The organism is Pseudoxanthomonas sp. 97-1-1 (assembly GCF_057773125.1).
This window is the reverse complement of sequence record NZ_JBYMTJ010000001.1, coordinates 1,180,763-1,203,307: the sequence shown is the minus strand read 5'-3', so window position 1 is coordinate 1,203,307 and position 22,545 is coordinate 1,180,763. Positions and strand designations below refer to the sequence as shown.

Sequence of the window (22,545 nt, the reverse complement as noted above, 5' to 3'; positions counted from 1 at the left end):
GGCATAGAATCGCCGGACACCATACGGGAAGGGGACGGCGATGATGGAAGCCTGGGGATACTTCGCGCTGGGCCTGGTGTTGCTGGCGCTCGGCGGCGACTCGATCGTCAAGGGCGCTTCGGGCCTGGCGCAGCGCTTCGGCGCGTCCCCCTTCGTCGCCGGCCTGCTGCTGATAGCGTTCGGCACGTCGCTGCCGGAGCTGGCCGTCAATGCGCGCGCCGTGTGGGCAGGTGCGCAGGAACTCGCGCTCGGCAACGCGGTGGGCAGCAACATCGTCAACCTGGGCCTGACGCTGGGCATGGCGGCGCTGGTCGCGCCGGTCGTGATCCGGATGCGCGTGCTCTCGTCGCTGCTGGTGCTGCTGGGGCTGGCCTCGCTGGCGCTGATCGTGTTCGGCCTGGATGGTGTGGTCAGCCGGGTGGAGGGCCTGGTGTTGCTGCTGGGCTTCGTCGCCGTACTGGCGTTCCTGCTGGCGCGTGCATCGCGCGAGGATGCGCGGGTGCGTATCGATGTGGAGACGTTCTCCGTCACGCACACCGTGCTGTGGATGAATCTGCTGCGTTTCGCGGTGGCCGCCGCGCTGCTGTATTACGGGGCCCGCTTCGTGCTGCAGGGAGCGCCGATGATCGGTGCGCAGTGGGGTCTTTCGCCGTTGCTGACGGGCCTGCTGCCCGTGGCGATCGGCACGGCGCTGCCGGAAATTGCCGCCGCCGTGATGGCCGCCAGGCGCGGGCAGGGCGACATGGTGGCCGGCCACGTCATCGGCTCCAGCCTGTTCAATCTTCTGGTCGTGGTCGGCGGCATGGCGGCGTTCCGTCCGATGGCGCTGCCGGCGTCGTTCGTGCGGCTCGAACTGCCGGCGGCCATCGCGTTCGTGCTGGTGCTGTACCCGATGTTGCGCGGGGACCTGCGCATCAGCCGCGTGGAGGGCGGACTGCTGCTCGCCGCATTCGTGGGCTGGGTCGTGCTGGAGGTTGCGCTGCTCGCCTGATCTGAACGCCGGCTCAGGCAGACGTGAACGGGTTTGTTAAACTCGGGCGATTGCTCGCGAATGACGCATTCCCTGCAACGCAAGGCGGTTGATGATCCCTTTCCTCGAAATCCTGCTGGCGCTGCCCTTCGTGCTGGCGCTGGTGGTGGCGCTGGCGCGCGGCCTTTCGCGCGGCGCGACGGCGTGGTTGGCCGGGCTGGCGCCGCTGCTGGGCCTGGTGCTGCTGGCGTGGATGACGCCGAGCGTGCTGCAGGGTTGGAACGTGCGTGCCGACTACGCGTGGATCCCGCAGATCGGCCTGTCCTTCACCCTGCGGCTGGACGGGCTGGCGTGGATGTTCGCGGGCCTGGTGCTGGCGATCGGTGCGCTGGTGGTGATGTACGCGCACTACTACCTCAGCGCGAAGGACAGCGCGCCGCGCTTCTTCGCGTGCCTGCTGCTGTTCATGGGCTCGATGCTGGGGGTGGTGCTGGCAGGCAATCTGCTGCTGCTGGTGGTGTTCTGGGAGCTGACCAGCATCAGTTCGTTCCTGCTGATCGGGTTCTGGTCGCATCGCCAGGATGCGCGCGAAGGCGCGCGCATGGCGCTGGCGATCACCGGCGCCGGCGGACTCGCGCTGCTCGGCGGCGTGCTGCTGATCGGGCGCATCGTCGGCAGCCACGACCTGGACGTGGTGCTCGCCTCGGGTGACCTGATCCGCGCCAGCGGGCTCTATCCGTGGGCGCTGGCGCTGGTCCTGGCCGGCGTTTTCACCAAGAGCGCGCAGTTCCCCCTGCATTTCTGGCTGCCGCACGCGATGGCGGCGCCCACGCCGGTGTCGGCCTACCTGCATTCGGCGACGATGGTGAAGGCCGGTGTGTTCCTGCTGGCGCGCCTGCATCCGGCGCTCGCCGGCACCGACCTGTTCTTCTACGTGGTGACCACCGTCGGTGCGCTGACGCTGCTGATCGGCGCGTGGTACGCCATCTTCCAGCACGATCTGAAGGGCCTGCTGGCGTACTCCACGATTTCGCACCTCGGCCTGATCACGCTGCTGTTCGGCATCTCCACGCCGATGGCCGTGGTGGCCGGCGTGTTCCACATCCTCAACCACGCCACGTTCAAGGCCTCGCTGTTCATGGCGGCGGGCATCATCGATCACGAAACCGGCACGCGCGACATGCGCCGGCTGGGCAACCTGCGGCGCTACCTGCCGTGGACCAGTGCCTTGGCGATCATCGCCTCGCTGGCCATGGCGGGCATCCCGTTGCTCAACGGATTCCTGTCCAAGGAGATGTTCTTCGCCGAAGCGCTGGACATCGGCGGCCATCGCGCCATGCGCGACATCATCACCGTGGCGGCGCTGCTGTATGGCGTGTTCGGTGTGGCCTACAGCCTGCGCTTCGTCTATGAGACGTTCTTCGGGGAAGGGCCGCGCGCGCTGGATGTCACCCCGCACGAGCCGCCGCGCTGGATGAAGATCCCCGTGGAGGTGCTGGTGGTGCTGTGCGTGGCGGTGGGCGTGGTCCCGGCCTGGACCATCGCGCCCGTGCTGCACGCCGGTGCCGGCGCCATCCTCGGCGACGCGATGCCCGAGTACAGCCTGGCGGTCTGGCACGGCATCAACAAGCCGTTGCTGATGAGCCTGGCCGGCATCGCGGGCGGCGTCGCCCTGTACTTCGGACTGCGCCGCCTGTTCGACCTGCACGCCATCGTGCGGCGGTCACTGGGGCGCAGCGTGTTCCGCTGGAACATGGAAGCCCTGTATGGCCTGGCCGGTCGCTTCACCGACCGGATCGCCAACGGCAGCCTGCAGCGCAGCCTGTTGTTCCTGCTGCTGGCCGCCATCGCGGCGGGCGCGGCGCCGTTCCTGGGTGGCGACGCGGCACCGCTGCAGTGGCGCGGTTCACAGCCCATGCCGCTGCTCGGCTGGCTGTTGTGGCTGGTGCTGGTGGCATGTGCGGTCTGGACGATCCGACTGTACCGGCAGCGCCTGCTGGCGGTCATCGTGCTGGGCGGCGCCGGCCTGATGGTCAGCCTGGCCTTCGTGTTCCTGTCCGCGCCCGATCTCGCCCTGACCCAGTTGATGGTGGAAATGGTCAGCCTGGTCCTGTTGCTGCTGGGGCTGCACTACCTGCCGCCGCGCTCGCCGCCGGAGCGCACGCCGCGCCGACGCCTGCGCGATATCGTGGTCGCTCTGGTGGCGGGCACGGGTACCGGCCTGCTGGCCTATCAGGTGATGACACGGCCCGGCGACACGATCAGTGGCGAACTGCTGGCGCGCTCGCTGCCGGAGGCTTATGGCAGCAACGTGGTGAACGTGATCCTGGTGGACTTCCGCGGCTTCGATACCTTCGGCGAGATCACCGTGTTCGGTATCGCCGCGCTGATCGTGCATGCCCTGCTGCGCCGCGCGCGGATGGCGCCGGAGAAGGTCATGTCGGGTCCGCCGATCAAGTTGCCGGTGCCTGCCGACCTGGCGCAGATCATGTTCCCGTTGACCCTGACCGTGTCCGTGTTCCTGTTCCTGCGCGGGCACAACGCACCGGGTGGCGGCTTCATCGCCGGTCTGGTGCTGGCGGTGCCGCTGCTGGTGCAGTACGTGATCCAGGGTGCGGCATCGGTCGAGTCGCGGTTCGGATTCGATTACGTGCGGTGCATCGGCGTGGGCCTGATCATCGCCGGTCTCAGTGGCGTGGCTTCGATGGGCTTCGGCGTGCCCTTCCTGACCAGCGGGCACCTCGACCTGGAATTGCCGCTGGTCGGCACGGTGCCGTTGGCCAGTGCCATCGGCTTCGATACCGGCGTGTATCTGGTGGTGTTCGGCGGCGCCATGCTGATCCTGTCGATGATGGGCACCATCCGCCCATCGCGCACGCGCGTCTCGCACCTGGGCGTGATGGAACCGGGTGAGCGCTCCACCCGCACCGGGGAGCTGCGCTGATGGGAGGTGCACTCTGATGGAGCTGGCCCTGGCAAGCGCGATCGGCATCCTGACGGCCGCAGGCGTGTACCTGCTGCTGCGTGCGCGCAGCTTCGACGTGATCCTCGGACTCACGCTGCTGTCGTATGCGACCAACCTGCTGATCTTCGCCGGTGGCCGGTTGGTCCCGGGCAAGCCCGCGGTGCTGCGCGACGGCGTGGCCCCGACCCTGGCGAACTACACCGACCCACTGCCGCAGGCGCTGGTACTCACTGCCATCGTGATCGCGTTCGCGATGACGGCGGTCACCGTGGTGTTGGCGATCCGCAGTCGCGGCGACAACGACAGCGACCACGTGGACGGCCCCCGTGCGGAGCGTGATTTCCTGGCCAGCGAACTGCGCCGTCTGGAAGAGGCACGCGACGCCGCGAAAGCGGACGATGCCGGGGGCAAGGCATGAACCATCTGCCCGTGCTGCCGATCCTGATCCCGCTGTTCGCCGCCTCGATCGCGCTGTTCTTCGAGCACCGTCGCTTCGGCATGGTGCCGCAGCGCATCGTGGCATGGATGTCGGTCGCCGCGATGCTGGTCGTGGCGTGTCTGCTGGTGGGTTCGGCGGCGTCCGGCGACGTCTCGGTCTATCTGCTCGGCGACTGGCCGGCGCGGCTGGGCATCGTGTTGATGGTGGACAGGCTGTCGGCACTGATGCTGCTGGTCGGATTGCTGCTGGGCGCCGGCTGCCTGCTGCATGCCTGTGCCGGCTGGGACCGCCGCGCGCCCCACTTCCATGCGTTCTTCCAGTTCCAGTTGATGGGGTTGAATGGTGCGTTCCTGACCGGCGACATCTTCAATCTGTTCGTCTTCTTCGAAGTGCTGTTGATCTCGTCCTATGGCCTGATGCTCAGCGGCGGACGCGGCGAACGGATGCGCGCGGGCCTGCACTACGTCACCTTCAACATCGCGGCCTCGACGCTGTTCCTGATCGCGCTCGGCCTGCTGTACGGCATGCTGGGTTCGTTGAACATGGCCGAGATATCGGTGCGCGTCGCGCAGTTGCCGCCAGGCGACCTGGCGCTGGTGCAGGCCGCGGCGGGACTGCTGTTCGTGGTGTTCTGCGCGAAGGCAGCGCTGTTGCCGATGTACTTCTGGCTGCCCGATACCTACACGCACGCGCCCGCCGCGGTCGCCGGCCTGTTCGCCATCATGACCAAGGTGGGGCTTTATGCAGTGCTGCGGCTGGGCACGCTGAGCTTCGGCGCAGCCGGGCCGCTGGACGGGTTCGCATGGCCCGCGCTGCTGGCGCTGGGGGCGACCACGCTGGTGCTGGCGTCGCTGGGCGTGCTGGCAGCGCAGCGTCTTCGCGCATTGGCGGCGTATCTGGTGCTGGGTTCCGCGGCGACACTGTTCGTCGCCTTCTCGCTGGGCACCACCGGTACGACAGGGGCCGGTCTCTACTACCTGGTGCACAGCAGTTTCGCGGGCGCCGCACTGTTCCTGCTGGCCGACCTGATCCGCCGTCGCCGCGGCCGCGCCAGCGACCGCAAGGACGTGATCGCGGCGCTGCCGGACAAGACCGTGCCGGGCCTGCTGTTCCTGGTGGCGGCGGTGTCGCTGGCGGGCCTTCCGCCGCTGTCCGGCTTCATCGGCAAGCTGCTGCTGCTGGACGCCGTACCGGCGGGGCCGCGGACGTTCTGGATCTGGCTGCTGGTGCTGGGCACCAGCTTCATGATGCTGGTCGGACTGGCACGGGCGGGCACGCGGTTGTTCTGGCGCGTCGAACCCTGGCCCGATGCCGGACACCACACGCTGGAGGCATACACGCCCGAACAGGAGGTGGTGCATGCGCCCTCGCGGCCCCTGGAAACGGCCGCCGTCGTGCTGCTGCTGGCTTACGGCGTGGCCCTGGTGCTGTCAGCCGCACCGGTGCTGGAGTACACGCGTGCCACCGCGGTGCAGTTGCAGGCTCCGGCCGACTATGTCGAGCATGTGCGTGCCGCCACACCTGTCTTGAGGGAGCCCTGAGCATGGTCGCGACGTGGCGCAAGCGCTGGTTGCCGTCGTTGCCGCTGAGCGTGACGGTATTCTGTTTCTGGCTGCTGATGAACGACGAGATCAGCGTGGGACAGGTGGTGATGGCGCTGGTCCTGGCGCTGCTGATCCCGCCGTTCGCGGCCCGGCTTGACCGCGAGTTCGCCCGCATCGGCCGCCTCCGCAGCGTGCCGCGTATGCTCGGGGTGCTGTTGCTGGATATCGTGCAGGCCAACGTCACCGTGGCGCTGCAGGTGCTGGGGCCGGAGCGCAAGATCACCCCGGGTTTCATCTGGGTACCCCTGGATATCGGCAACATCCACGGCATCGCGGCGTTGACGAGCATCATCACGCTGACGCCGGGTACGGTATCGTCGGCGCTGTCGGATGATCGCCGACATCTGCTGGTGCATGTGCTGAATCTCGAAGATGCCGACGAGGTGATCCGGCAGATCAAGACGCGCTACGAGGCGCCGTTGATGGAGATATTCCCATGACGCCGCAGGCACTGGTGATGTACGCGGTGATCGGCTCGATGCATGCCGTCGGTGTCGCCATGCTGCTGGCGCTATACCGGCTGGTGCGCGGCCCGAGCGTGCCGGATCGCATACTCGCGCTCGATACCTTGTATGTCTGCGCGATCGCGCAGCTCATGCTGTTCGGCATGCACCTGGGTACTGCGGTCTATTTCGAGGCCGCGCTGATCATCGCCATGCTCGGCTTCGTCGGCACCGTGGTGCTGAGCAAGTACGTGCTGCGCCGGGATGTCGTCGAATGAGCTGGGTCTTCGCCATCCTGCTGGTGCTGTTGCTGGCCGTCGGAAGCTTCTTCATCCTCGTGGGCTCCTTCAGTCTGGTAAAGCTGTCGGACTTCTTCAAGCGCCTGCATGGACCGACCAAGGCCAGCACGCTGGGCGTCGGCTGCGTGCTGATCGCATCGGTCGGCTACCACGCGCTGGGCGGCACCGATCCGCAGCCGCGCGAACTGCTCATCACCGCGTTCCTGTTCATCACTGCGCCGATCAGCGCGCACCTGATGGCGAAAGCGGCGCTGTCGCTGCACATGGCGGAACGTCCGCCGATGCCGGGTGGCGAACCGCCGTCCACCACCGACGCGGTCAATGAAGACGCCGGCGCGGATGCCTGACATGCCCGTGCGCACCGCCCTGGTCTTCGGCGCCAGCGGGCAGATCGGCGAAGCACTGCTGGCGCGCCTCGATGCCGCGGCGTGGCAGGTGTTCGCGGTATCACGGACGCCGAGGGAGGCTTCATCGAACATCCGCTGGTTGGCGGGTGAATTCGCGGGCGTCGAGGGATTGCCGGCGGCGGTCGACGTGATCTTCAGCACCGGCCCGCTGGACGGATTCGCGCAATGGTATGCACGCGGCCTCGTCGCAGCCCCGCGCGTGGTCGCGTTCGGCTCCACCAGCCTGGATACGAAGCAGGCCTCGGGCGATGCCTACGAGCGGGACATCGTCGCGCGTCTGCAGGCGGCGGAACGGCTCGTCTTCGATACGGCCGAAGCGACCGGCGCGGCGGCGACCATGCTGCGTCCAACCCTGGTCTACGGTGCAGGCCGCGACCAGACGCTGGCACGGATCGCGGCGATGGCGCGGCGCATGCGGTTCTTCGTGCTGCCGCGGGGCGCCACCGGGAAGCGCCAGCCTGTGCATGTCGACGACCTCGCGGCTGCGGCGCTCGCGGTCGTGGATGCTTCTGCCACGCATGGGCGGGCGTATGCCTTGCCGGGGGGCGAGGCGCTGGCGTACCGCGAGATGATGGCGCGCACGCTGGCGGCGCTGAGTCCGCCGGCGAAACTGTGGGAAGTGCCGGTGCCGATGTTCAAGGTTGCGCTGTCGCTGGCGCGCATGGCTGGAATGATGCGAGCACTTACCGACGATGCGGTCTCGCGCATGCGCGATGACCTGGTATTCGATGCCTCGCCGGCACAGCGCGATTTCGGCTACGCGCCGCGTGCCTTCATCGTGGACGCGCGTGCCGTTGGGTCGTAGCGCGGAACGTGCTCCGCCGCCCCTGGAGACGTCGCTGAGGTGCCCGCCTGGGCATCAGCCGGGCAAGCCCGGCGCGACGCTTCAGTATTTCCAGCCCATCTTCCGGTAGAACTTGCTGAGCACCCACACCGGCCCGATCAGCAGGTAGGTGAGGTCGGTGAGGAAGCTGGGCTTCTTGCCTTCGATCTTGTGGCCGACGAACTGCGCGATCCACGCGACCACGAACACGCCCAGCGCGAGGAAGAACAGGTTCTGCAGGCCCAGCAGGCTTTCCAGCCAGCGCGTCAGCCAGGCCATGGCGATGAAGATGGCCAGCATGCCGAAGCCCAGCGGGCGCGAGAGTTTGTAGTAGTACATCCACGCACCGAACATCGCCAACGCGGCCCACGCGCCGGACTTGATCCAGGTGCCGAATACAGGGATGCACCACAGCAGCGCCACCACCGTCCACAGGATGGCGGGCACGGCGAAGACATGGATCAGCTGGTTGGTGTCGTTCTGGTGATCGCCGGAGTAGCTGGCGAACCAGCGGTCCACCGGGCGTTGCGCAGTCGCGTTCATTCATCCCTCCCGAGGATGGCAATGCGGCAGGGTATGGAGCATACCCCAGCCCGGCCGGGGTTGCCGGGCCGATGGTCAGGTCCCGGGCGGTCAGTGCGCGGCGGCCTTCGAAAACAGCTGGATCACCGCCACGCCGGCCACGATCAGGCCCATGCCCAGCACGGCGGGCAGGTCCAGCGGCTGCTTCAGCACCACCCATCCAATCAACGCGATCAGCACGATGCCCGCGCCGGACCAGATGGCGTATGCCACGCCGACCGGTACGGTCTTCAGCGTCAGCGACAGGAAGTAGAACGCGATGCCGTAGCCCGCGGCGACCAGCAGCGAGGGACCGGGCCGGGTAAAGCCTTCGGAGGCTTTCAGTGCACTGGTGGCGATGACCTCGGCGGCGATGGCGAGGGCGAGGTAGACGTAGGCATTCATGTGCGTGCACCCAGGGAAGCGGGTGGCAAGCCTACTGCACGGGGCGCTGAACCCCGGCTTGCCCTGCATCGCCTGGATGCAGGGCGGGGAAGCGGGTCAGTCGACGATGATGCCGGCCAGCTTCTGCAGCGCCTCGGCGTACTTGGCACGCGTGCGCTCGATGACCTCCGCCGGCAGCGACGGGCCGGGCGCGGTCTTGTTCCAGTCCAGTGTTTCCAGATAGTCGCGCACGAACTGCTTGTCGTAGCTGGGCGGGCTGGTGCCGACCGAGTACTGGTCGGCGGGCCAGTACCGCGAGGAGTCCGGCGTCAGCATCTCGTCCATGATGTAGAGGCGGCCGTCTTCATCGGTGCCGAATTCGAACTTGGTATCGGCCAGCAGGATGCCGCGCTCGGCCGCGAAATCGGCCGCGAAGCGGTAGATGCGCAGGGTGGCATCGCGCACGCGCTCGGCCAGCTCCGCGCCCACGGTCTTCACCATGGCGTCGAAGTCGATGTTCTCGTCATGGTCGCCCACGGCGGCCTTGGTCGACGGCGTGAAGATCGGCTCGGCCAGCTTCTCGGCCTGGCGCAGGCCATCGGGCAGTTCGATGCCGCTGACCTTGCCGGTGCGCTGGTAATCCTTCCAGCCGCTGCCGATCAGGTAGCCGCGTGCGATGGCTTCCACCGGCACCGGTTTGAGTTTCTTGGTCACCACCGCGCGTTTGGCGTACAGCGCCGCATCCACGCCGGCCGGCAGCACGTTGGCCACGTCGATGCCGGTCAGGTGGTTCGGCATCAGGTGCGCGGTCTTGGCGAACCAGAAGTTGGAGATCTGGCAGAGCATCTCGCCCTTGCCGGGAATGGGGTCGGGCAGCACCACGTCGAACGCGGAGAGGCGGTCGGTGGCGACCATCAACAGGCAGTCGCCGGCGGGCGCATCGGCAGGCAGGCGGTCGCGGGGCAGATCGAACACGTCGCGGACCTTGCCGCGATGGCGCAGGGTGAGGCCGGGCAGATCGGATTGAAGCAACGTCGTGGGCACAAACACTCCTTGGGGAGTTCCGGAAACCAGCGAGGCGTACAGCGTCGTGGGGGCGTGCGGCAGGCCGTGCGCCCGTGCCCCGGGGTGGCCCTTCACCCGCTGCTGCGGGGCCAGGTACCGGACCGGGCCGCGTAGTGTACGGCGCTTGGGGGCCGTGTGTGCCGTAAAATGGCGCGATTGCCGGAGAAGGCGGGCCGAATGAAGCGCTGGTACGGAAAACTGCTGGGATTCGTGGCGGGTTGGCTGCTGATGCGCCATCCGTTGGGCGGCCTGGTGGGCCTGATCATCGGCCACGCCTTCGACGAGGACTGGTTCAAGCTCAGTCGCGACAATCCCTACCGCGTGCTCGGCCTGACCAGCGACGCGGACGATGCCGAGATCGACCAGGCCTACCGCCGGCTGATCTCCCAGTACCACCCCGACAAGATGGCCGGCGCCGCGGAAGATCTGCGCCGCCAGGCCGAACAGAAGGCCGGCGAGATCAACGCCGCCTACGACCGCATCAAGACCCTGCGCAAGCGCAAGTGAGCCCCTCCATGTCGAACTGCATCATCGCCCCGTCCATCCTGTCCGCGAACTTCGCCCGCCTGGGCGAGGAAGTCGACAACGTACTGAAGGCCGGCGCCGACTGGGTGCACTTCGACGTGATGGACAACCATTACGTGCCCAACCTGACCATCGGCCCGATGGTGTGCAGCGCGCTGCGCAAGCATGGCGTCACCGCGCCGATCGACGTGCACCTGATGGTGGAGCCGGTGGACCGCATCGTGCCCGACTTCGCCGAAGCCGGCGCCAGCATCATCAGCTTCCACCCCGAAGCCTCGAAGCACGTGCACCGCACGATCCAGCTGATCAAGTCGCTGGGCTGCAAGGCGGGCCTGGTGCTCAATCCGGGGACGCCGGTCGAGGTGCTGGACTGGGTGCTGCCGGAACTGGACCTGGTGCTGCTGATGTCGGTGAACCCGGGCTTCGGCGGCCAGGCTTTCATCCCGTCGGCGCTGGACAAGCTGCGTGCGGTGCGCGCCATGATCGACAAGACCGGCAAGGACATCCGCCTGGAGATCGACGGTGGCGTGAAGGCCGACAACATCGGCCAGATCGCGGCGGCGGGTGCGGACGCCTTCGTTGCCGGCTCGGCGATCTTCAATGCACCGGATTATGCCGATGTCATTGCCCGCATGCGCCAGGCCGTGGCCGAAGCACGCGGCTGATCGTGTGCCGTAGAGCCGGGCTTGCCCGGCTCATCCCGCGGCCCTCTGTGGTGTGCCGGGCGGAGCAAGCTCCGCTCTACCCACACGAGAAAGGGCGATGGCCTGCGCCACCGCCCTGGAAGAATTGGAGGCTGATCCTGCCTCCGCCCGTCGTCCCTGCTATGGCCTTCCACGCTACGCATGATCTGTGACGGGCAGATGACGATGGCTGGGCTGTTGTAGGAGCGACGTGAGTCGCGACCGCAGATCATCAGTTCCAGGGCTCTTGGGTCGACAGGTGCGCTGGCCGCAACAGCGTGCGGTCGCGACTCACATCGCTCCTACAGATGAGCGGCTATTCTCGCGCGACCTACAAGGAACCCCCATGCCCCCACCCCGCTGGCGCCTGATCCTCAACGGAAAATCCGCCGGCGACGAAGATCTGCGCGAGGCCGTGCAGGTCCTGCGCGAGGACGGCGTGGCACTGGACGTACGGGTGACCTGGGAGGACGGCGACGCCGAACGCTACGTCGGCGAGGCCATCGCCGATGGCGTGGACACGGTCATCGCTGCGGGCGGCGATGGCACGCTGAGCGAAGTGTCCACCGCGCTGGCCTGCCGCGATGAAACGGCTGGAGTGCTGCCCTCGCTGGGTCTGGTGCCGCTGGGGACGGCCAATGATTTCGCCACCGCCGCTGGCATTCCCGATGCGCCCCTGGAAGCCTTGCGTCTCGTGCAGGGTGCCAGGCCGGTTTCCATGGACCTGCTGCGCATCGAAGCGGAAGACGGCGACCACTGGTGCGCCAATCTCGCCAGCGGTGGTTTCGGCACCGAGGTCACCGTGGAGACCGACGAAGGCCTCAAGAAAATGCTCGGCGGCCTGGCCTACCTGATCACCGGCATCGCCAGGCTGGGTCGCATCGAGCCGGTGCGCGCACGCGTGCACGGTCCGGACTTCGACTGGCGCGGCGACTTCATCGCCCTTGGTGTCGGCAACGGGCGACAGGCAGGCGGCGGGCAAGCGCTCTGCCCCGATGCGCTGATCGATGACGGCGCACTGGACCTGACCATCGTCCCCGAGCTGTCGGGGGAAGTCGCCTCGACCGTCGGCGCCCTGCTGAAGGACGGGAAGCACGCAGCGCTGGACCGCGTGGCGACCCGCGCACGGCTGCCGTGGGTCGAACTGGAGGCCGACCAGCCGCTGACCCTCAATCTCGATGGCGAGCCCGTCCTTTCGCGACGGTTCCGGATCGAATGCGTGCCCGGCCGGGTCCGCATGCACCTGCCGGCGGAGTGTCCGTTGCGCATGCAACCACCCGCATAGTGGCCCGCGGGTCCGCGCGTCGGGTAAAGTAGGGCGGTGTCCCATCCCGCGCTCCCGCTTTCCAAAGATTCCGCACGCCCTGGCTGGCGATGGTGGCCCGTAGCCGTCGCCCATACCGCCACCGCGTCCCGGAAGGAAAGCCCGCTTGATCTCGCACGACCAGTTCCAGCAGTTTGCTGCTGAAGGCCGCACCCCCGGCTCCTACAATCGTGTTCCCGTTGTCCGGGAAGTGCTGTCCGACCTGGACACGCCGCTTTCGGTCTACCTGAAACTCGCTGACGCGCCGCACACCTATCTCTTCGAGTCGGTGGAAGGCGGCGAACGCTTTGGCCGCTATTCCATCATCGGCCTGCCGGTGCGGCGCGTGGCAACGTTCCGTGGCCATACGCTGCAGATCCATGACCACGGCCGCCTGGTCGAAACGCGTGACGTGCAAGATCCTTTTGCCGAAGTCGAAGCGCTGCGAGCGGCCTATTCCGTACCGCGACTGGAAGGCCTGCCGGGCTTCACCGGGGGGCTGGTCGGCTGGTTCGGTTTCGAGTGCATCGGTTACATCGAACCGCGCCTGGCGAACGGCGGGAAGCCCGACGAACTCGACACGCCCGACATCCTGCTGATGCAGTCCGAAGAAGTCGCCGTCTTCGACAACCTCAAGGGCCGCCTGTACCTGATCGTGCATGCAGATCCACGCGCGGAGGGTGCGTGGGACAAGGCGCAGGCGCGCCTCGACGAACTGGTGGCCAAACTGCGCCAGCCGGGTTCGTATCCCACGCCGATCACCCGCGACGTGCTGGATGAAAGCCACTTCGTTTCCGGCTTCACCCATGACGGCTTCATCGCCGCGGTGGGGAAATCCAAGGAATACATCCGTGCCGGCGACATCTTCCAGGTGGTGCTGAGCCAGCGCCTCAGCGTGCCGTTCAACGCACGCCCGGTAGATGTCTACCGCGCCCTGCGCGCGCTGAATCCGTCGCCGTACATGTACTTCCTCGATGTCGGCGACGTGCAGGTGGTGGGTTCCTCGCCGGAAATCCTGGTGCGGCTGGAACAGGGCGAAGTCACCGTGCGCCCCATCGCCGGCACGCGCCCGCGCGGGAAGACGCACGACGAGGACCTCGCGCTGGAAGCCGAACTGCTGGCCGATCCGAAGGAGCGTGCCGAGCACCTGATGCTGATCGACCTGGGCCGCAACGACACCGGTCGTGTGTCGGAAGCCGGAACGGTGCAGGTGGGCGAGCAGTTCGTCATCGAACGCTACAGTCACGTCATGCACATCGTCAGCGAGGTGACCGGCAAGTTGTTGCCGGGCCTCAGCTACGCCGACGTGCTGCGCGCGACGTTCCCGGCCGGCACGGTCAGTGGCGCGCCCAAGATCCGCGCGCTGGAAGTGATCCGCGAACTGGAGCCGATCAAGCGCAACGTCTACGCGGGTAGCATAGGTTACATAGGCTGGCATGGTGATGCCGACACGGCCATCGCCATCCGCACCGCCGTCATCAAGGACGGCCGACTGCACGTGCAGGCCGGCGCCGGCATCGTCTACGACTCCGACCCAGAGAAGGAGTGGGACGAGACGATGAACAAGGGTCGCGCGCTGTTTCGCGCGGTGGCGGAAGCGGCGAAGGGGTTGTGACCGTGACGCCGGAAACCCCATCCGCATCCTCAGCGCGTTGTAGGAAGCGTCGCATCCCGACACCCCTACCACCCATGAAGGCAGGCCATCCATGAAAGCCATCCATCGCGTGCTGCTTGCTGTCGTCGCATTGGCATCGGGCCATGTGCAGGCGCAGGTCAACGCACTCCCGCCGACCCGGCACATCCTGGTCTATGGCGATGCGCAGGCGCGTGCGATTCCGGACCGCTTCAAGATCGCCATCCAGTTCGAAGCAACGGACATCAACCCCGATACGGCCCGGCGCGCGGTGGAGCACCACGTGACCAGCACGCTGGCAAAACTCAAGGACGCCCATGTTCCTTCGGACGAGATCGTGGCGACGTCCTTGCAGATCGGACCCCGGCACCACTACGACCAGAAGCTCCAGGAGCAGGTGTTCGTGGGTACGCAGGTGTCGCGCTCACTGACAGCCCGGTTCTCGCGGCAGGCCGATCTGGAGCGTTTCCTGGCGACCGTGGAAACCTCCCAGAGCCTGCGCATCTCCGACGTCACCACTGAGCTGAGCAGCGAGGCAGAACTGCGCAGGGCGCTTCGGGACAAGACCATTGCGTCGGCGAAAACGAAGGCCGACGACATGGCGCGCGCCTATGGCGCACGCCTCGGTCCGGTATACAGCGTGTCGGACGTGGCGCCGCAGTTCGAGTACGGCATCCGCGAGGGCGAGTGGCCCGTCCGCTATGAATGGAGGAGTGGTGGGCTGGATCGCATCGAGGTCACCGGAAGCAGGCTCGAACGTGCCGGCGTCGACACTTCATTGCAATCCGGTTACGTCACCTATACCGACAAGATCTACACCGTGTTCCTGCTGGCGGACTGACTCATGCTGTTGATGATCGACAACTACGACAGCTTCACCTACAACCTCGTGCAGTACCTGCAATCGCTGGGTGCCGAGGTGAAGGTGGTGCGCAACGATGCGATGACGGTCGACGAGATCGCGAAGCTCGCGCCCGAGCGCATCGTCATTTCGCCCGGCCCCTGCACGCCGAACGAAGCCGGAGTCTCGCTGGAAATCATCGAGCGGCTGGGTGCGGACACACCCATCCTCGGTGTCTGCCTCGGTCACCAGAGCATCGGCCAGGCCTATGGCGGCAACGTCATCCGCGCGGGCCGCATCATGCACGGCAAGACCTCGCGCATCCGCCATGAAGGCAGGGGCGTGTTCGCCGGCTTGCCGGATGCCTACGAGGCCACCCGCTACCACTCGCTGGTGGTGGAACGCTCCAGCCTGCCCGCTGCGCTGGAAGTCACCGCCTGGACCGAGAACGAGGACGGCAGCATCGAGGAGATCATGGGCCTGCGCCATCGCGAGTACCCCGTGGAGGGTGTGCAGTTCCACCCCGAGTCGATCCTGACCGAGCACGGCCACGCCCTGCTGAAGAACTTTCTGGAACGATGACGTAGGGCGGGCCTCGGCCCGCCATCGCCATGCCGGTGGGCCAGGGCCCACCCTACGGAGCCGACATGCCACTGACCCCACAAGAAGCCCTCCAGCGCACCATCGAGCACCGCGAGATCTTCCATGACGAGATGGTCGATTTGATGCGGCAGATCATGCGCGGTGACGTCTCGCCGACCATGACCGCCGCCATCCTGACCGGCCTGCGCGTGAAGAAGGAAACCGTCGGCGAGATCGCCGGTGCGGCCACCGTGATGCGCGAGTTCTCGCGTACCGTGGATGTCGCTGACCGGACGCATCTAGTCGACATCGTCGGTACCGGTGGCGACGGTTCCCACACCTTCAACATCTCCACCTGCTCGATGTTCGTCGCGGCTGCGGCCGGTGCGCGCATCGCCAAGCACGGTAACCGCAGCGTGTCGTCGAAGTCGGGCAGTGCCGACGTGCTGGAAGCGCTGGGCGTGAACATTGAACTGCAGCCGGAGCAGGTGGCGCAGTCCATCGCGCAGGCCGGCATCGGCTTCATGTTCGCGCCGGTCCACCATCCCGCGATGAAAGTCGTTGCGCCGGTGCGCCGCGAAATGGGCGTGCGCACCATCTTCAACATCCTCGGCCCGCTGACCAATCCTGCCGGCGCACCCAGCATCCTGATGGGGGTGTTCCATCCTGACCTGGTCGGCATCCAGGCGCGCGTGCTGCAGGAACTGGGGGCCGAACGCGCGCTGGTGGTATGGGGTCGCGACGGTATGGATGAACTCTCGCTGGGCGCAGGCACGCTGGTTGGCGAGCTGCGTGACGGCGAAGTGCGCGAATACGAACTGCACCCGGAAGACTTCGGCATCGCGATGGCCGCCAGCCGCAACCTGCGCGTGGCCGACGCCGCGGAATCGAAGGCGATGCTGCTGGGCGTGCTGGACAACAAGCCCGGTCCCGCCCGCGAGATCGTGGTGCTGAATGCCGGTGCGGCCCTGTACGTGGCTGGTGTGGCGGCGAGCATCGAGGACGGTATCGCCCGTTCACGCGATGCGATCGCCAGCGGCAAGGCACTGGAGCGCCTGCAGCAGTTCATCGCGACCACACAGGCCCTGGGCCTGCCGTCAAGGGAGGCTTGAGATGGCCGCCAGCGGATTCGCCAGCCTGCCCAAACCGCCGTATTACGCGGTGATCTTTTCTTCGCTGCGCAACGGTCAGGATGATGCCGGCTACGGTGCCATGGCCGGGCGCATGGTCGAGCTGGCGCAGCAGCAGCCAGGCTTCCTCGGCATGGAGTCCACGCGCGGAGCCGATGGTTTCGGCATCACGGTGGCCTACTGGGAAAGCGAAGCCGCCATCCTTGCCTGGCGGCAGCACGCCGAGCATACGGCGGCGCGCGAGCAGGGCCGGCGCGACTGGTACGACCACTTCGAGCTGCGCGTGGCCAAGGTTGAGCGGGCTTACGGGTGGGATCGGAAGAAAGGCGTGTAGGAGGGGCTTTAGCCCCGACCGGACTTCGCAAACGCTCCGCGGGCGTGTGCGACCGTCGTTGGAATCGCGTTCTGTCGGGACTGAAGCCCCCCCTACAGAGGAGCGGATGCGACAATGCGCCGTGCCTTGCACCGGCACGGGAACCGAACCAGGATCTACATGAGCGACATCCTCACCACCATCCTCTCCCGCAAGGCGGACGAGATCGCCGAGCGCAGCGCCCGCGTGCCGCTGGCGGACCTGCGCGCACGCGCGGGCGATGCATCGCCGACGCGCGGCTTTGCCGATGCGCTGAACGCGATGATCGCGCAGGGCGATCCGGCGGTGATCGCCGAGGTGAAGAAGGCCAGCCCGTCCAAGGGCGTGATCCGTCCGGACTTCCGCCCGGCCGACATTGCGGTCAGTTACGAGTTCGGCGGCGCGGCCTGCCTGTCGGTGTTGACGGACGTGGATTTCTTCCAGGGCGCCGACGACTGCCTGAAGCAGGCGCGGGAAGCGTGCACGCTGCCCGTGCTGCGCAAGGACTTCACCGTCGACCCCTACCAGGTGTACGAAGCGCGCGTACTGGGTGCGGACTGCATCCTGCTGATCGTCGCGGCGCTCGACGATGCACAACTGGTCGAGCTGTCCGGGCTGGCGATGCAGCTGGGCATGGACGTGCTGGTGGAAGTGCACGACATCGACGAACTGGAGCGTGCCCTGCAGGTGCCCGTACCGCTGGTCGGCATCAACAACCGCAACCTGCGAACCTTCGACGTGTCGCTGGAGACCACGCTGGCGATGAAGGACGCAGTGCCCAGGGACCGCCTGCTGGTGACCGAGAGCGGCATCCTGGTGCCGGACGATGTGGCGACCATGCGCGCCGCCGGCGTCAACGCGTTCCTGGTCGGCGAGACCTTCATGCGCGCCGAGGAGCCGGGCGAAGCGTTGCGTCAGCTATTCTTCGCCGCATGAGCGACACTTCCTATCCGACGCCACGCCCGGACGCTCCGGTCGTCGTTTTCGATTTCGATCACACGCTGTACGACGGCGACTCCGGCGGACACCTGGTCAGGTGGCTTATCCAGCGCAATCCGCTGCGCGTGCTGGTGGCATTGGTCGCCACGGTGGTGCTGGGCCCGATGGTGGCGTTCCTGCCCACGCGGCGGCGCGGGATTTCCGGCTACATCTGGATCGGCACGTTCGGTCTGCATGGTCGCCGCAGCTTCGACGCACTGATAGACAAATACGTCGCCACCCATCAGCAGGAGGTCCAGCAGCGCCTGTTGCCGATTGCGCTCGAGGTGTTCCGCGAACACCGCGCCAGCGGCGACAGCGTCGTCGTCGCCACCGGTGCGCCGCCCGAACTGGCACGCGCCATCCTGAGCTTCGTCGCACACGAGGACGTGCCCGTCATCGGCACGGCCGTCGGTCCGCGCTTCGGAGCGGTAGTGGCCACGCGCCACTGCCACAATGAAGAGAAGATGCGCATGTTGCGCGAGCGCGGGTATGGCGAAGTTGCCGTCGCGTATTCGGACAGCAGCGCCGACCTGCCCTTGCTGAAGGCGGCGCGCGCACCCGTGGTAGTCAATCCGAAGCCTGCGCGCGTGGAAATGTTCCGCCGCGTGTTGCCGCCGGGGACACCCATCCTCAACTGGGGTTGCAAGGACCGCGGCGGCGCGACCTGACCGGCACTTGCCGGGTCAGATCCGTTCGGGTGCCTTCCAGTCCTTGATCAGGTCGGCGAACTCGATCTCGGCGAAATCCTGGTATTCGCCCGCATCGTAGAAGCGGCCGTAGCAGTTCTTGCAACTCTCGAACCAGATATGCGGTTGCTGCGGATCCACCATCCGGATCAGGTCGCGGTTGCCGATACAGACCGGGCACTTGATGCGGTCGACCTTGTTGCATTCCTCACCCTGCACGGGGTCGCCCGTGTCGATCTCCTCGGCGCGGTGCTTGAGCGTCTCGTGCGCCATCATTTCGAACCAGAGTCCCCTGCAGCGCGTGCAGCGGTGCGCACTGGCTTCGGGTTCGACGATGAGTTCCATCGTGCCTTGGCATTTGGGGCATTGCATGGCGGGGTCTCGTGAGGGCCGGGTCGCCGGATTCTACCGCGGACGCCCGCCGTTGCCAGCGATGGCAAGCCCTAGAGCCGTAGAGGCTCGACATCGACCTTCGGCATCAGCCGCCTGGTGAAATAGCCGTCCTGGTAGTAGCGGACCTTGCGGCACAGGATCGGGTGGGCAAGGCCTTCGTAGAGCACGATCTCCTTCTCCGGTCCCATCGCCTTGAGCTCCTGCGGCAGCATCAGCGCACGTTTCTCCAGCACTTCGTTGTCGGATACGTTGCGCCCCTGGCCATGCGAGCGCGTGCGGGCGCGTCGCCGGATGGTGGTGTAGCCGAGCATCTCCGAGTAGTCGTTTGCGTCCTGCTGTTCGCGCGGTGCATAGATGATCTGCAGCGCGTGATTGGTGATGATGGTGCGTGAGACCTCTTTGCCGTAGACGGCATCCAGCTGCGCCATCGACTGGATGATCGGCAGCAGGCGCAGGTTGTAACCCGCCATGTACGCGACGGCCTTGGCGATGATGTCGACCCGCCCGATCGCCGTGAACTCATCCATCAGCAGCAGGCACTGGTGCTTGAGCGATGCATCGTTCTGTGGCAGGACCTTCGTGTTGACGTTGATCAGCTGGCTGAAGAACAGGTTCACGATGAGCCGGCTCTCCGCCAGCTTGTTGGGCTGGATGCCGACATAGATCGTCATCCGGCGCCTGCGCACGTCGTCGAGACGGAAATCATCGGCGCTGGTGGCGGCATCGAGCACCGGGTTCAGCCACGGATTCAGTGGCTCGCGGAACGAGCCGATGATGGACGCGAAGGTGACGTCGGCTTGCGAGAGCAGGCCTGCAAACGCGGTCTGGGCGTGACTGCTGAGGAAGGGCGCCTGCACCAGTTTCTGCAGGTAGGGCTTGAGTTCGCCGCCGTCCCCCGACGCGACGCGCAGCACCGCGCCCAGCGTCGGCTTCTCCGCGCTGCGATCCTGCTCGTATCGCTCGAACAGGTACAACGAGAAGGCAAGGAATGCGTTGCGCGCCTGGCTGACCCAGAACTTGTCCTTGTCATCGGCATCGGGATAGAGCATCGCCGCGATGCTCTGCAGGTCCGACACCCGGAACGCGGGATCCGGCGAGACGTAGGTCATCGGATTCCAGCGATGCGTGCGCCTGTCCTCCGCGAACGGATTGAACAGATACACCTCATGACCAATCGACTTTCGCCAGCCGGAAGTGAGGTCGAAGTTCTCCTGCTTGATGTCCAGCACCACTGCCGATTCGCGGTAGTCCAGCAGGTTGGGGATCACCACGCCGACACCCTTGCCCGAACGCGTGGGGGCCGCGAGGATCACGAACTGCTGTCCCGGAAGCTTCAGCAGCTTGCCGTTCAACTGGCCGACGACGATGCCATCATCCCGGCTCCCCAGGAATCCTTTTCTCGCCACGTCGACCATGCCGGCGAAGCGTGCGCGGCCATGCAGGTTGCGATGGCTGCGCAGCTTGAACAGCATCACCACCAGCGCTGCCCATGCCAGCAGCATCAATCCACCGGCGATGCCGCCCGCTGCCTTGATCCGCCATGCATAAGGCTGCACGCGCGGGTGTTCGAGATGCTTCAGATAGTCGAAATAGGTGTCGAAGCGGAGCAGGTCACCGTCCATGCCGAGGAACAGCAGCGCCAGGTAGCCGGAAAGATAGATCGCCGCCGTGGTGGCCAGTAACGCCAGGACCAGTGCGGTCAGAACGCGAACGTTGCCCAAACATCCCCCTTTTGAAGCGCGTCAGAACAGTCGGACGCAATCACATGTGTTCGCGGTGAGCCTCAGTGGCCGGCGCCAGTACGGTTACCGTCATCGCGGCGTGCCGCAGTGTCGATCAGTACGTACTGATCGTTCTTCCCCCAGCGTGGCAGCCCTTCCTGAAGCTTCAGGCAGGGCGTGCCGCCGCACGACGTGATGGTCACCTGCTGCAGCGCTTCAAGGACCTCGGCATCCACATGTGCGCGCTTGGTCCGCTCGATGTTGTGCCAGGCCGCATAGCCGGTGCCGGCTACCAGAAGAAGGCAGCCAGTCGACAGGACGCCCAACGATTTCCATCCCAGGAAGCGCGCGCGCTGTGACAATGCCATCTGCTCACGCTGGAGATGGTCGGCGACCTGTTTCAGGCGGGTGGCGGTGTCGCCGATATCCTGTGTGGCGCGTGGAATCTCCTGCGCCAAGGCGTCGCGGACCGCGATGCGCGCCTGCTCCGACATCTCGCGCTTGCCTTCCTCGATGGTCTTCCTCACGACGATGGCGGAGCCCTGCAGCTCCTGCGCGGAGGCTAGCTGCGCGGCGGCAGCCTTTTCGCATTGTTGCGTGAGGTGCGCGGCCAGCAGTGCCGAGTTGGCAACGAACTCTTCCATCTTCGACGGTTCCATATCGCTCCCTGCATCCGCGTCGTGTATCGCGCTGCGCAAGAATGACGCGATACGCACCCGTGTTTCAAGCGGGGTGCTGGTGCTTCCCTTCATTCGGTAGATGTCCACGCAGAGCGCGGTTGTAAATGTGAAAGTCGCATTCGTTCATCGCGGTGAAGAACCATTTCACGTGAGTATGTGACGTGGTTGTTTCTTTAACCTTGATCTTCACATTCATGATTGAAGAAATCTGTCCTGCTTCATTTTCCTGCAATAAACAGCTTGTTTTATGGGGTTTCCGCATTTCGGCAGGCGGCACTTGGAGAATGCTGTAAACAGATTTACTTCCAATGTGGGTTGACGACACAAAATCGCGTGGATATGTTCGGCTCGACTGTCGTGATGCAGTACCGGATCTGATGTGCAACGCGTATTAACGCTTGCATGAAGACCAAAGGAGCGGGAAAGCATGGATGCCATTACAGGGGGTAATGCACGGGCGCATGTTCCGTGCACGGCGGCGACCGCGGAATATCTGCGGCCCCGGGCGCGTTGTGGCGCGCTTTGCCACCCGGAAACAATCATCAGTGCCGTGACGCACTCCCTTGGGAGCGCGCATCGGGTGTGTGTTGCCGACGATTGCAGGATGGTGGATGCGTGAGCCGGAACGTCGTTATTCGCGGTGTGATGTTGTCGTTGATGGTGATGGTGCCGCTGGCGGTGGCCGGATGCGCCGCGCCCAGGGCGGCGGATGTCGGTGGCCGGTGGAGGCCCGTCAATCGGTTCGCAGAGGCGCCGCAAGCCATTCCGCTGCAGCAGGGTTACGTTTACCAGGCGTCGCCTGTCGACGGCACATTGAAGAACATGCTCGGTCGCTGGGCGAAGGATGCACGCCTGTCGCTGGCGTACTTGCATCCGAACGACTACACCCTGCATGCGCCGGTGGCGCAGATCAGCACGGGCAGTCTCGAGGATGCGGCGGCCCAGTTATCGGCAGCCTACGCATCGCAGGGCGTCCAGGTGGTGGTCGAGCGCCCGCGGATCATCGTCAGCCAGGCCTCGCAGGCTGACACCGATTCCGCGCCCGCCGCGGCGATGGGCGAGTAGGGGTATCGGG

General features: G+C 66.2%; 25 protein-coding genes. 19 read left to right on the top strand and 6 right to left on the bottom strand.

The window, feature by feature from the left end; genetic code table 11:
* Positions 1-40 precede the first annotated feature (40 nt).
* The 8 genes from AC3DET_RS05760 to AC3DET_RS05725 all read left to right on the top strand — a co-directional run bounded on the left by AC3DET_RS05760 (position 41) and on the right by AC3DET_RS05725 (position 7,932).
* Complete coding sequence (locus AC3DET_RS05760) at positions 41-991, top strand: calcium/sodium antiporter (RefSeq protein WP_446537821.1); 951 nt, start codon at positions 41-43, stop codon at positions 989-991.
* 91 nt (positions 992-1,082) lie between these two features.
* Complete coding sequence (locus AC3DET_RS05755; protein ID WP_488390982.1) at positions 1,083-3,914, top strand: monovalent cation/H+ antiporter subunit A; 2,832 nt, start codon at positions 1,083-1,085, stop codon at positions 3,912-3,914.
* A gap of 16 nt (positions 3,915-3,930) precedes the next feature.
* Positions 3,931-4,353: a Na+/H+ antiporter subunit C gene (locus AC3DET_RS05750; protein WP_337730649.1), complete on the top strand. Its 423-nt coding sequence runs from the start codon at positions 3,931-3,933 to the stop codon at positions 4,351-4,353.
* A complete protein-coding gene (locus AC3DET_RS05745) occupies positions 4,350-5,915 on the top strand; it encodes a monovalent cation/H+ antiporter subunit D (RefSeq protein ID WP_488390981.1) in 1,566 nt (521 codons plus the stop codon). Before AC3DET_RS05750 ends, AC3DET_RS05745 begins: the two co-directional genes overlap by 4 nt.
* 2 nt (positions 5,916-5,917) lie before the next feature.
* Complete coding sequence (locus tag AC3DET_RS05740) at positions 5,918-6,418, top strand: Na+/H+ antiporter subunit E (RefSeq protein WP_488390980.1); 501 nt, start codon at positions 5,918-5,920, stop codon at positions 6,416-6,418.
* On the top strand, positions 6,415-6,699 hold the full coding sequence (locus tag AC3DET_RS05735) for a K+/H+ antiporter subunit F (RefSeq protein WP_488390979.1): 285 nt from the start codon (positions 6,415-6,417) through the stop codon (positions 6,697-6,699). The genes AC3DET_RS05740 and AC3DET_RS05735 overlap by 4 nt, the downstream gene beginning before the upstream one ends.
* Positions 6,696-7,067, top strand: coding sequence for a Na+/H+ antiporter subunit G (locus AC3DET_RS05730; protein WP_337730645.1), 372 nt, complete (start codon positions 6,696-6,698; stop codon positions 7,065-7,067). Before AC3DET_RS05735 ends, AC3DET_RS05730 begins: the two co-directional genes overlap by 4 nt.
* Before the next feature lies 1 nt (position 7,068).
* Positions 7,069-7,932 carry an NAD-dependent epimerase/dehydratase family protein gene (locus AC3DET_RS05725; RefSeq protein WP_488390978.1) on the top strand — a complete coding sequence of 288 codons (864 nt, stop codon included), beginning with the start codon at positions 7,069-7,071 and terminating at the stop codon, positions 7,930-7,932.
* A gap of 81 nt (positions 7,933-8,013) precedes the next feature.
* Here AC3DET_RS05725 and AC3DET_RS05720 read toward each other — a convergent pair whose 3' ends face one another.
* The 3 genes from AC3DET_RS05720 to AC3DET_RS05710 form a co-directional block, all read right to left on the bottom strand.
* Positions 8,014-8,493 (bottom strand): Mpo1 family 2-hydroxy fatty acid dioxygenase, encoded by a 480-nt coding sequence (locus AC3DET_RS05720; protein ID WP_337730643.1) that lies wholly within the window; start codon positions 8,491-8,493, stop codon positions 8,014-8,016.
* A gap of 90 nt (positions 8,494-8,583) precedes the next feature.
* Positions 8,584-8,985, bottom strand: a complete 402-nt coding sequence (locus tag AC3DET_RS05715; protein ID WP_488390977.1) for a DMT family transporter — start codon at positions 8,983-8,985, stop codon at positions 8,584-8,586.
* 27 nt (positions 8,986-9,012) lie between these two features.
* On the bottom strand, positions 9,013-9,939 hold the full coding sequence (locus AC3DET_RS05710) for a phosphoribosylaminoimidazolesuccinocarboxamide synthase (RefSeq protein ID WP_488390976.1): 927 nt from the start codon (positions 9,937-9,939) through the stop codon (positions 9,013-9,015).
* Between the two features lie 198 nt (positions 9,940-10,137).
* Between AC3DET_RS05710 and AC3DET_RS05705 the strand changes: the two genes are divergently transcribed.
* The 10 genes from AC3DET_RS05705 (at position 10,138) to AC3DET_RS05660 (ending at position 18,658) form a co-directional block, all read left to right on the top strand.
* Positions 10,138-10,467, top strand: coding sequence for a J domain-containing protein (locus AC3DET_RS05705; protein WP_142124091.1), 330 nt, complete (start codon positions 10,138-10,140; stop codon positions 10,465-10,467).
* Between the two features lie 8 nt (positions 10,468-10,475).
* Complete coding sequence (gene rpe / locus AC3DET_RS05700) at positions 10,476-11,150, top strand: ribulose-phosphate 3-epimerase (protein ID WP_337730640.1); 675 nt, start codon at positions 10,476-10,478, stop codon at positions 11,148-11,150.
* A 364-nt stretch (positions 11,151-11,514) separates the two neighbouring features.
* Entirely contained in the window at positions 11,515-12,453 is a 939-nt protein-coding gene (gene yegS / locus AC3DET_RS05695; protein WP_488390975.1) for a lipid kinase YegS, read from the top strand.
* A 145-nt stretch (positions 12,454-12,598) separates the two neighbouring features.
* Complete coding sequence (trpE, locus tag AC3DET_RS05690) at positions 12,599-14,086, top strand: anthranilate synthase component I (protein ID WP_488390974.1); 1,488 nt, start codon at positions 12,599-12,601, stop codon at positions 14,084-14,086.
* Between the two features lie 91 nt (positions 14,087-14,177).
* Entirely contained in the window at positions 14,178-14,945 is a 768-nt protein-coding gene (locus AC3DET_RS05685; RefSeq protein WP_337730637.1) for an SIMPL domain-containing protein, read from the top strand.
* Between the two features lie 3 nt (positions 14,946-14,948).
* Positions 14,949-15,527: an anthranilate synthase component II gene (locus AC3DET_RS05680; RefSeq protein WP_488390973.1), complete on the top strand. Its 579-nt coding sequence runs from the start codon at positions 14,949-14,951 to the stop codon at positions 15,525-15,527.
* Positions 15,528-15,592: 65 nt separating this feature from the next.
* Positions 15,593-16,639, top strand: coding sequence for an anthranilate phosphoribosyltransferase (gene trpD / locus AC3DET_RS05675; RefSeq protein WP_488390972.1), 1,047 nt, complete (start codon positions 15,593-15,595; stop codon positions 16,637-16,639).
* Between the two features lies 1 nt (position 16,640).
* Positions 16,641-16,991, top strand: a complete 351-nt coding sequence (locus AC3DET_RS05670) for an antibiotic biosynthesis monooxygenase family protein (protein ID WP_337730634.1) — start codon at positions 16,641-16,643, stop codon at positions 16,989-16,991.
* A gap of 159 nt (positions 16,992-17,150) precedes the next feature.
* The gene (gene trpC, locus AC3DET_RS05665) at positions 17,151-17,945 is read left to right on the top strand and encodes an indole-3-glycerol phosphate synthase TrpC (protein WP_488390971.1); all 795 of its coding nucleotides are present in this window, start codon (positions 17,151-17,153) and stop codon (positions 17,943-17,945) included.
* Positions 17,942-18,658 (top strand): haloacid dehalogenase-like hydrolase, encoded by a 717-nt coding sequence (locus tag AC3DET_RS05660; protein ID WP_337730632.1) that lies wholly within the window; start codon positions 17,942-17,944, stop codon positions 18,656-18,658. The genes trpC and AC3DET_RS05660 overlap by 4 nt, the downstream gene beginning before the upstream one ends.
* Before the next feature lie 15 nt (positions 18,659-18,673).
* On the opposite strand, the gene AC3DET_RS05655 is transcribed toward AC3DET_RS05660, so the two are convergent.
* The 3 genes from AC3DET_RS05655 to AC3DET_RS05645 all read right to left on the bottom strand — a co-directional run bounded on the left by AC3DET_RS05655 (position 18,674) and on the right by AC3DET_RS05645 (position 21,542).
* Positions 18,674-19,048 (bottom strand): zf-TFIIB domain-containing protein, encoded by a 375-nt coding sequence (locus AC3DET_RS05655; protein WP_192200171.1) that lies wholly within the window; start codon positions 19,046-19,048, stop codon positions 18,674-18,676.
* Between the two features lie 71 nt (positions 19,049-19,119).
* The gene (locus AC3DET_RS05650; protein WP_488390970.1) at positions 19,120-20,790 is read right to left on the bottom strand and encodes a type IV secretory system conjugative DNA transfer family protein; all 1,671 of its coding nucleotides are present in this window, start codon (positions 20,788-20,790) and stop codon (positions 19,120-19,122) included.
* Between the two features lie 62 nt (positions 20,791-20,852).
* A complete protein-coding gene (locus tag AC3DET_RS05645) occupies positions 20,853-21,542 on the bottom strand; it encodes a hypothetical protein (RefSeq protein ID WP_488390969.1) in 690 nt (229 codons plus the stop codon).
* A gap of 543 nt (positions 21,543-22,085) precedes the next feature.
* Here AC3DET_RS05645 and AC3DET_RS05640 point away from each other — a divergent pair.
* Positions 22,086-22,535 (top strand): hypothetical protein, encoded by a 450-nt coding sequence (locus AC3DET_RS05640; RefSeq protein ID WP_488390968.1) that lies wholly within the window; start codon positions 22,086-22,088, stop codon positions 22,533-22,535.
* The last annotated feature ends 10 nt before the right edge of the window (positions 22,536-22,545 follow it).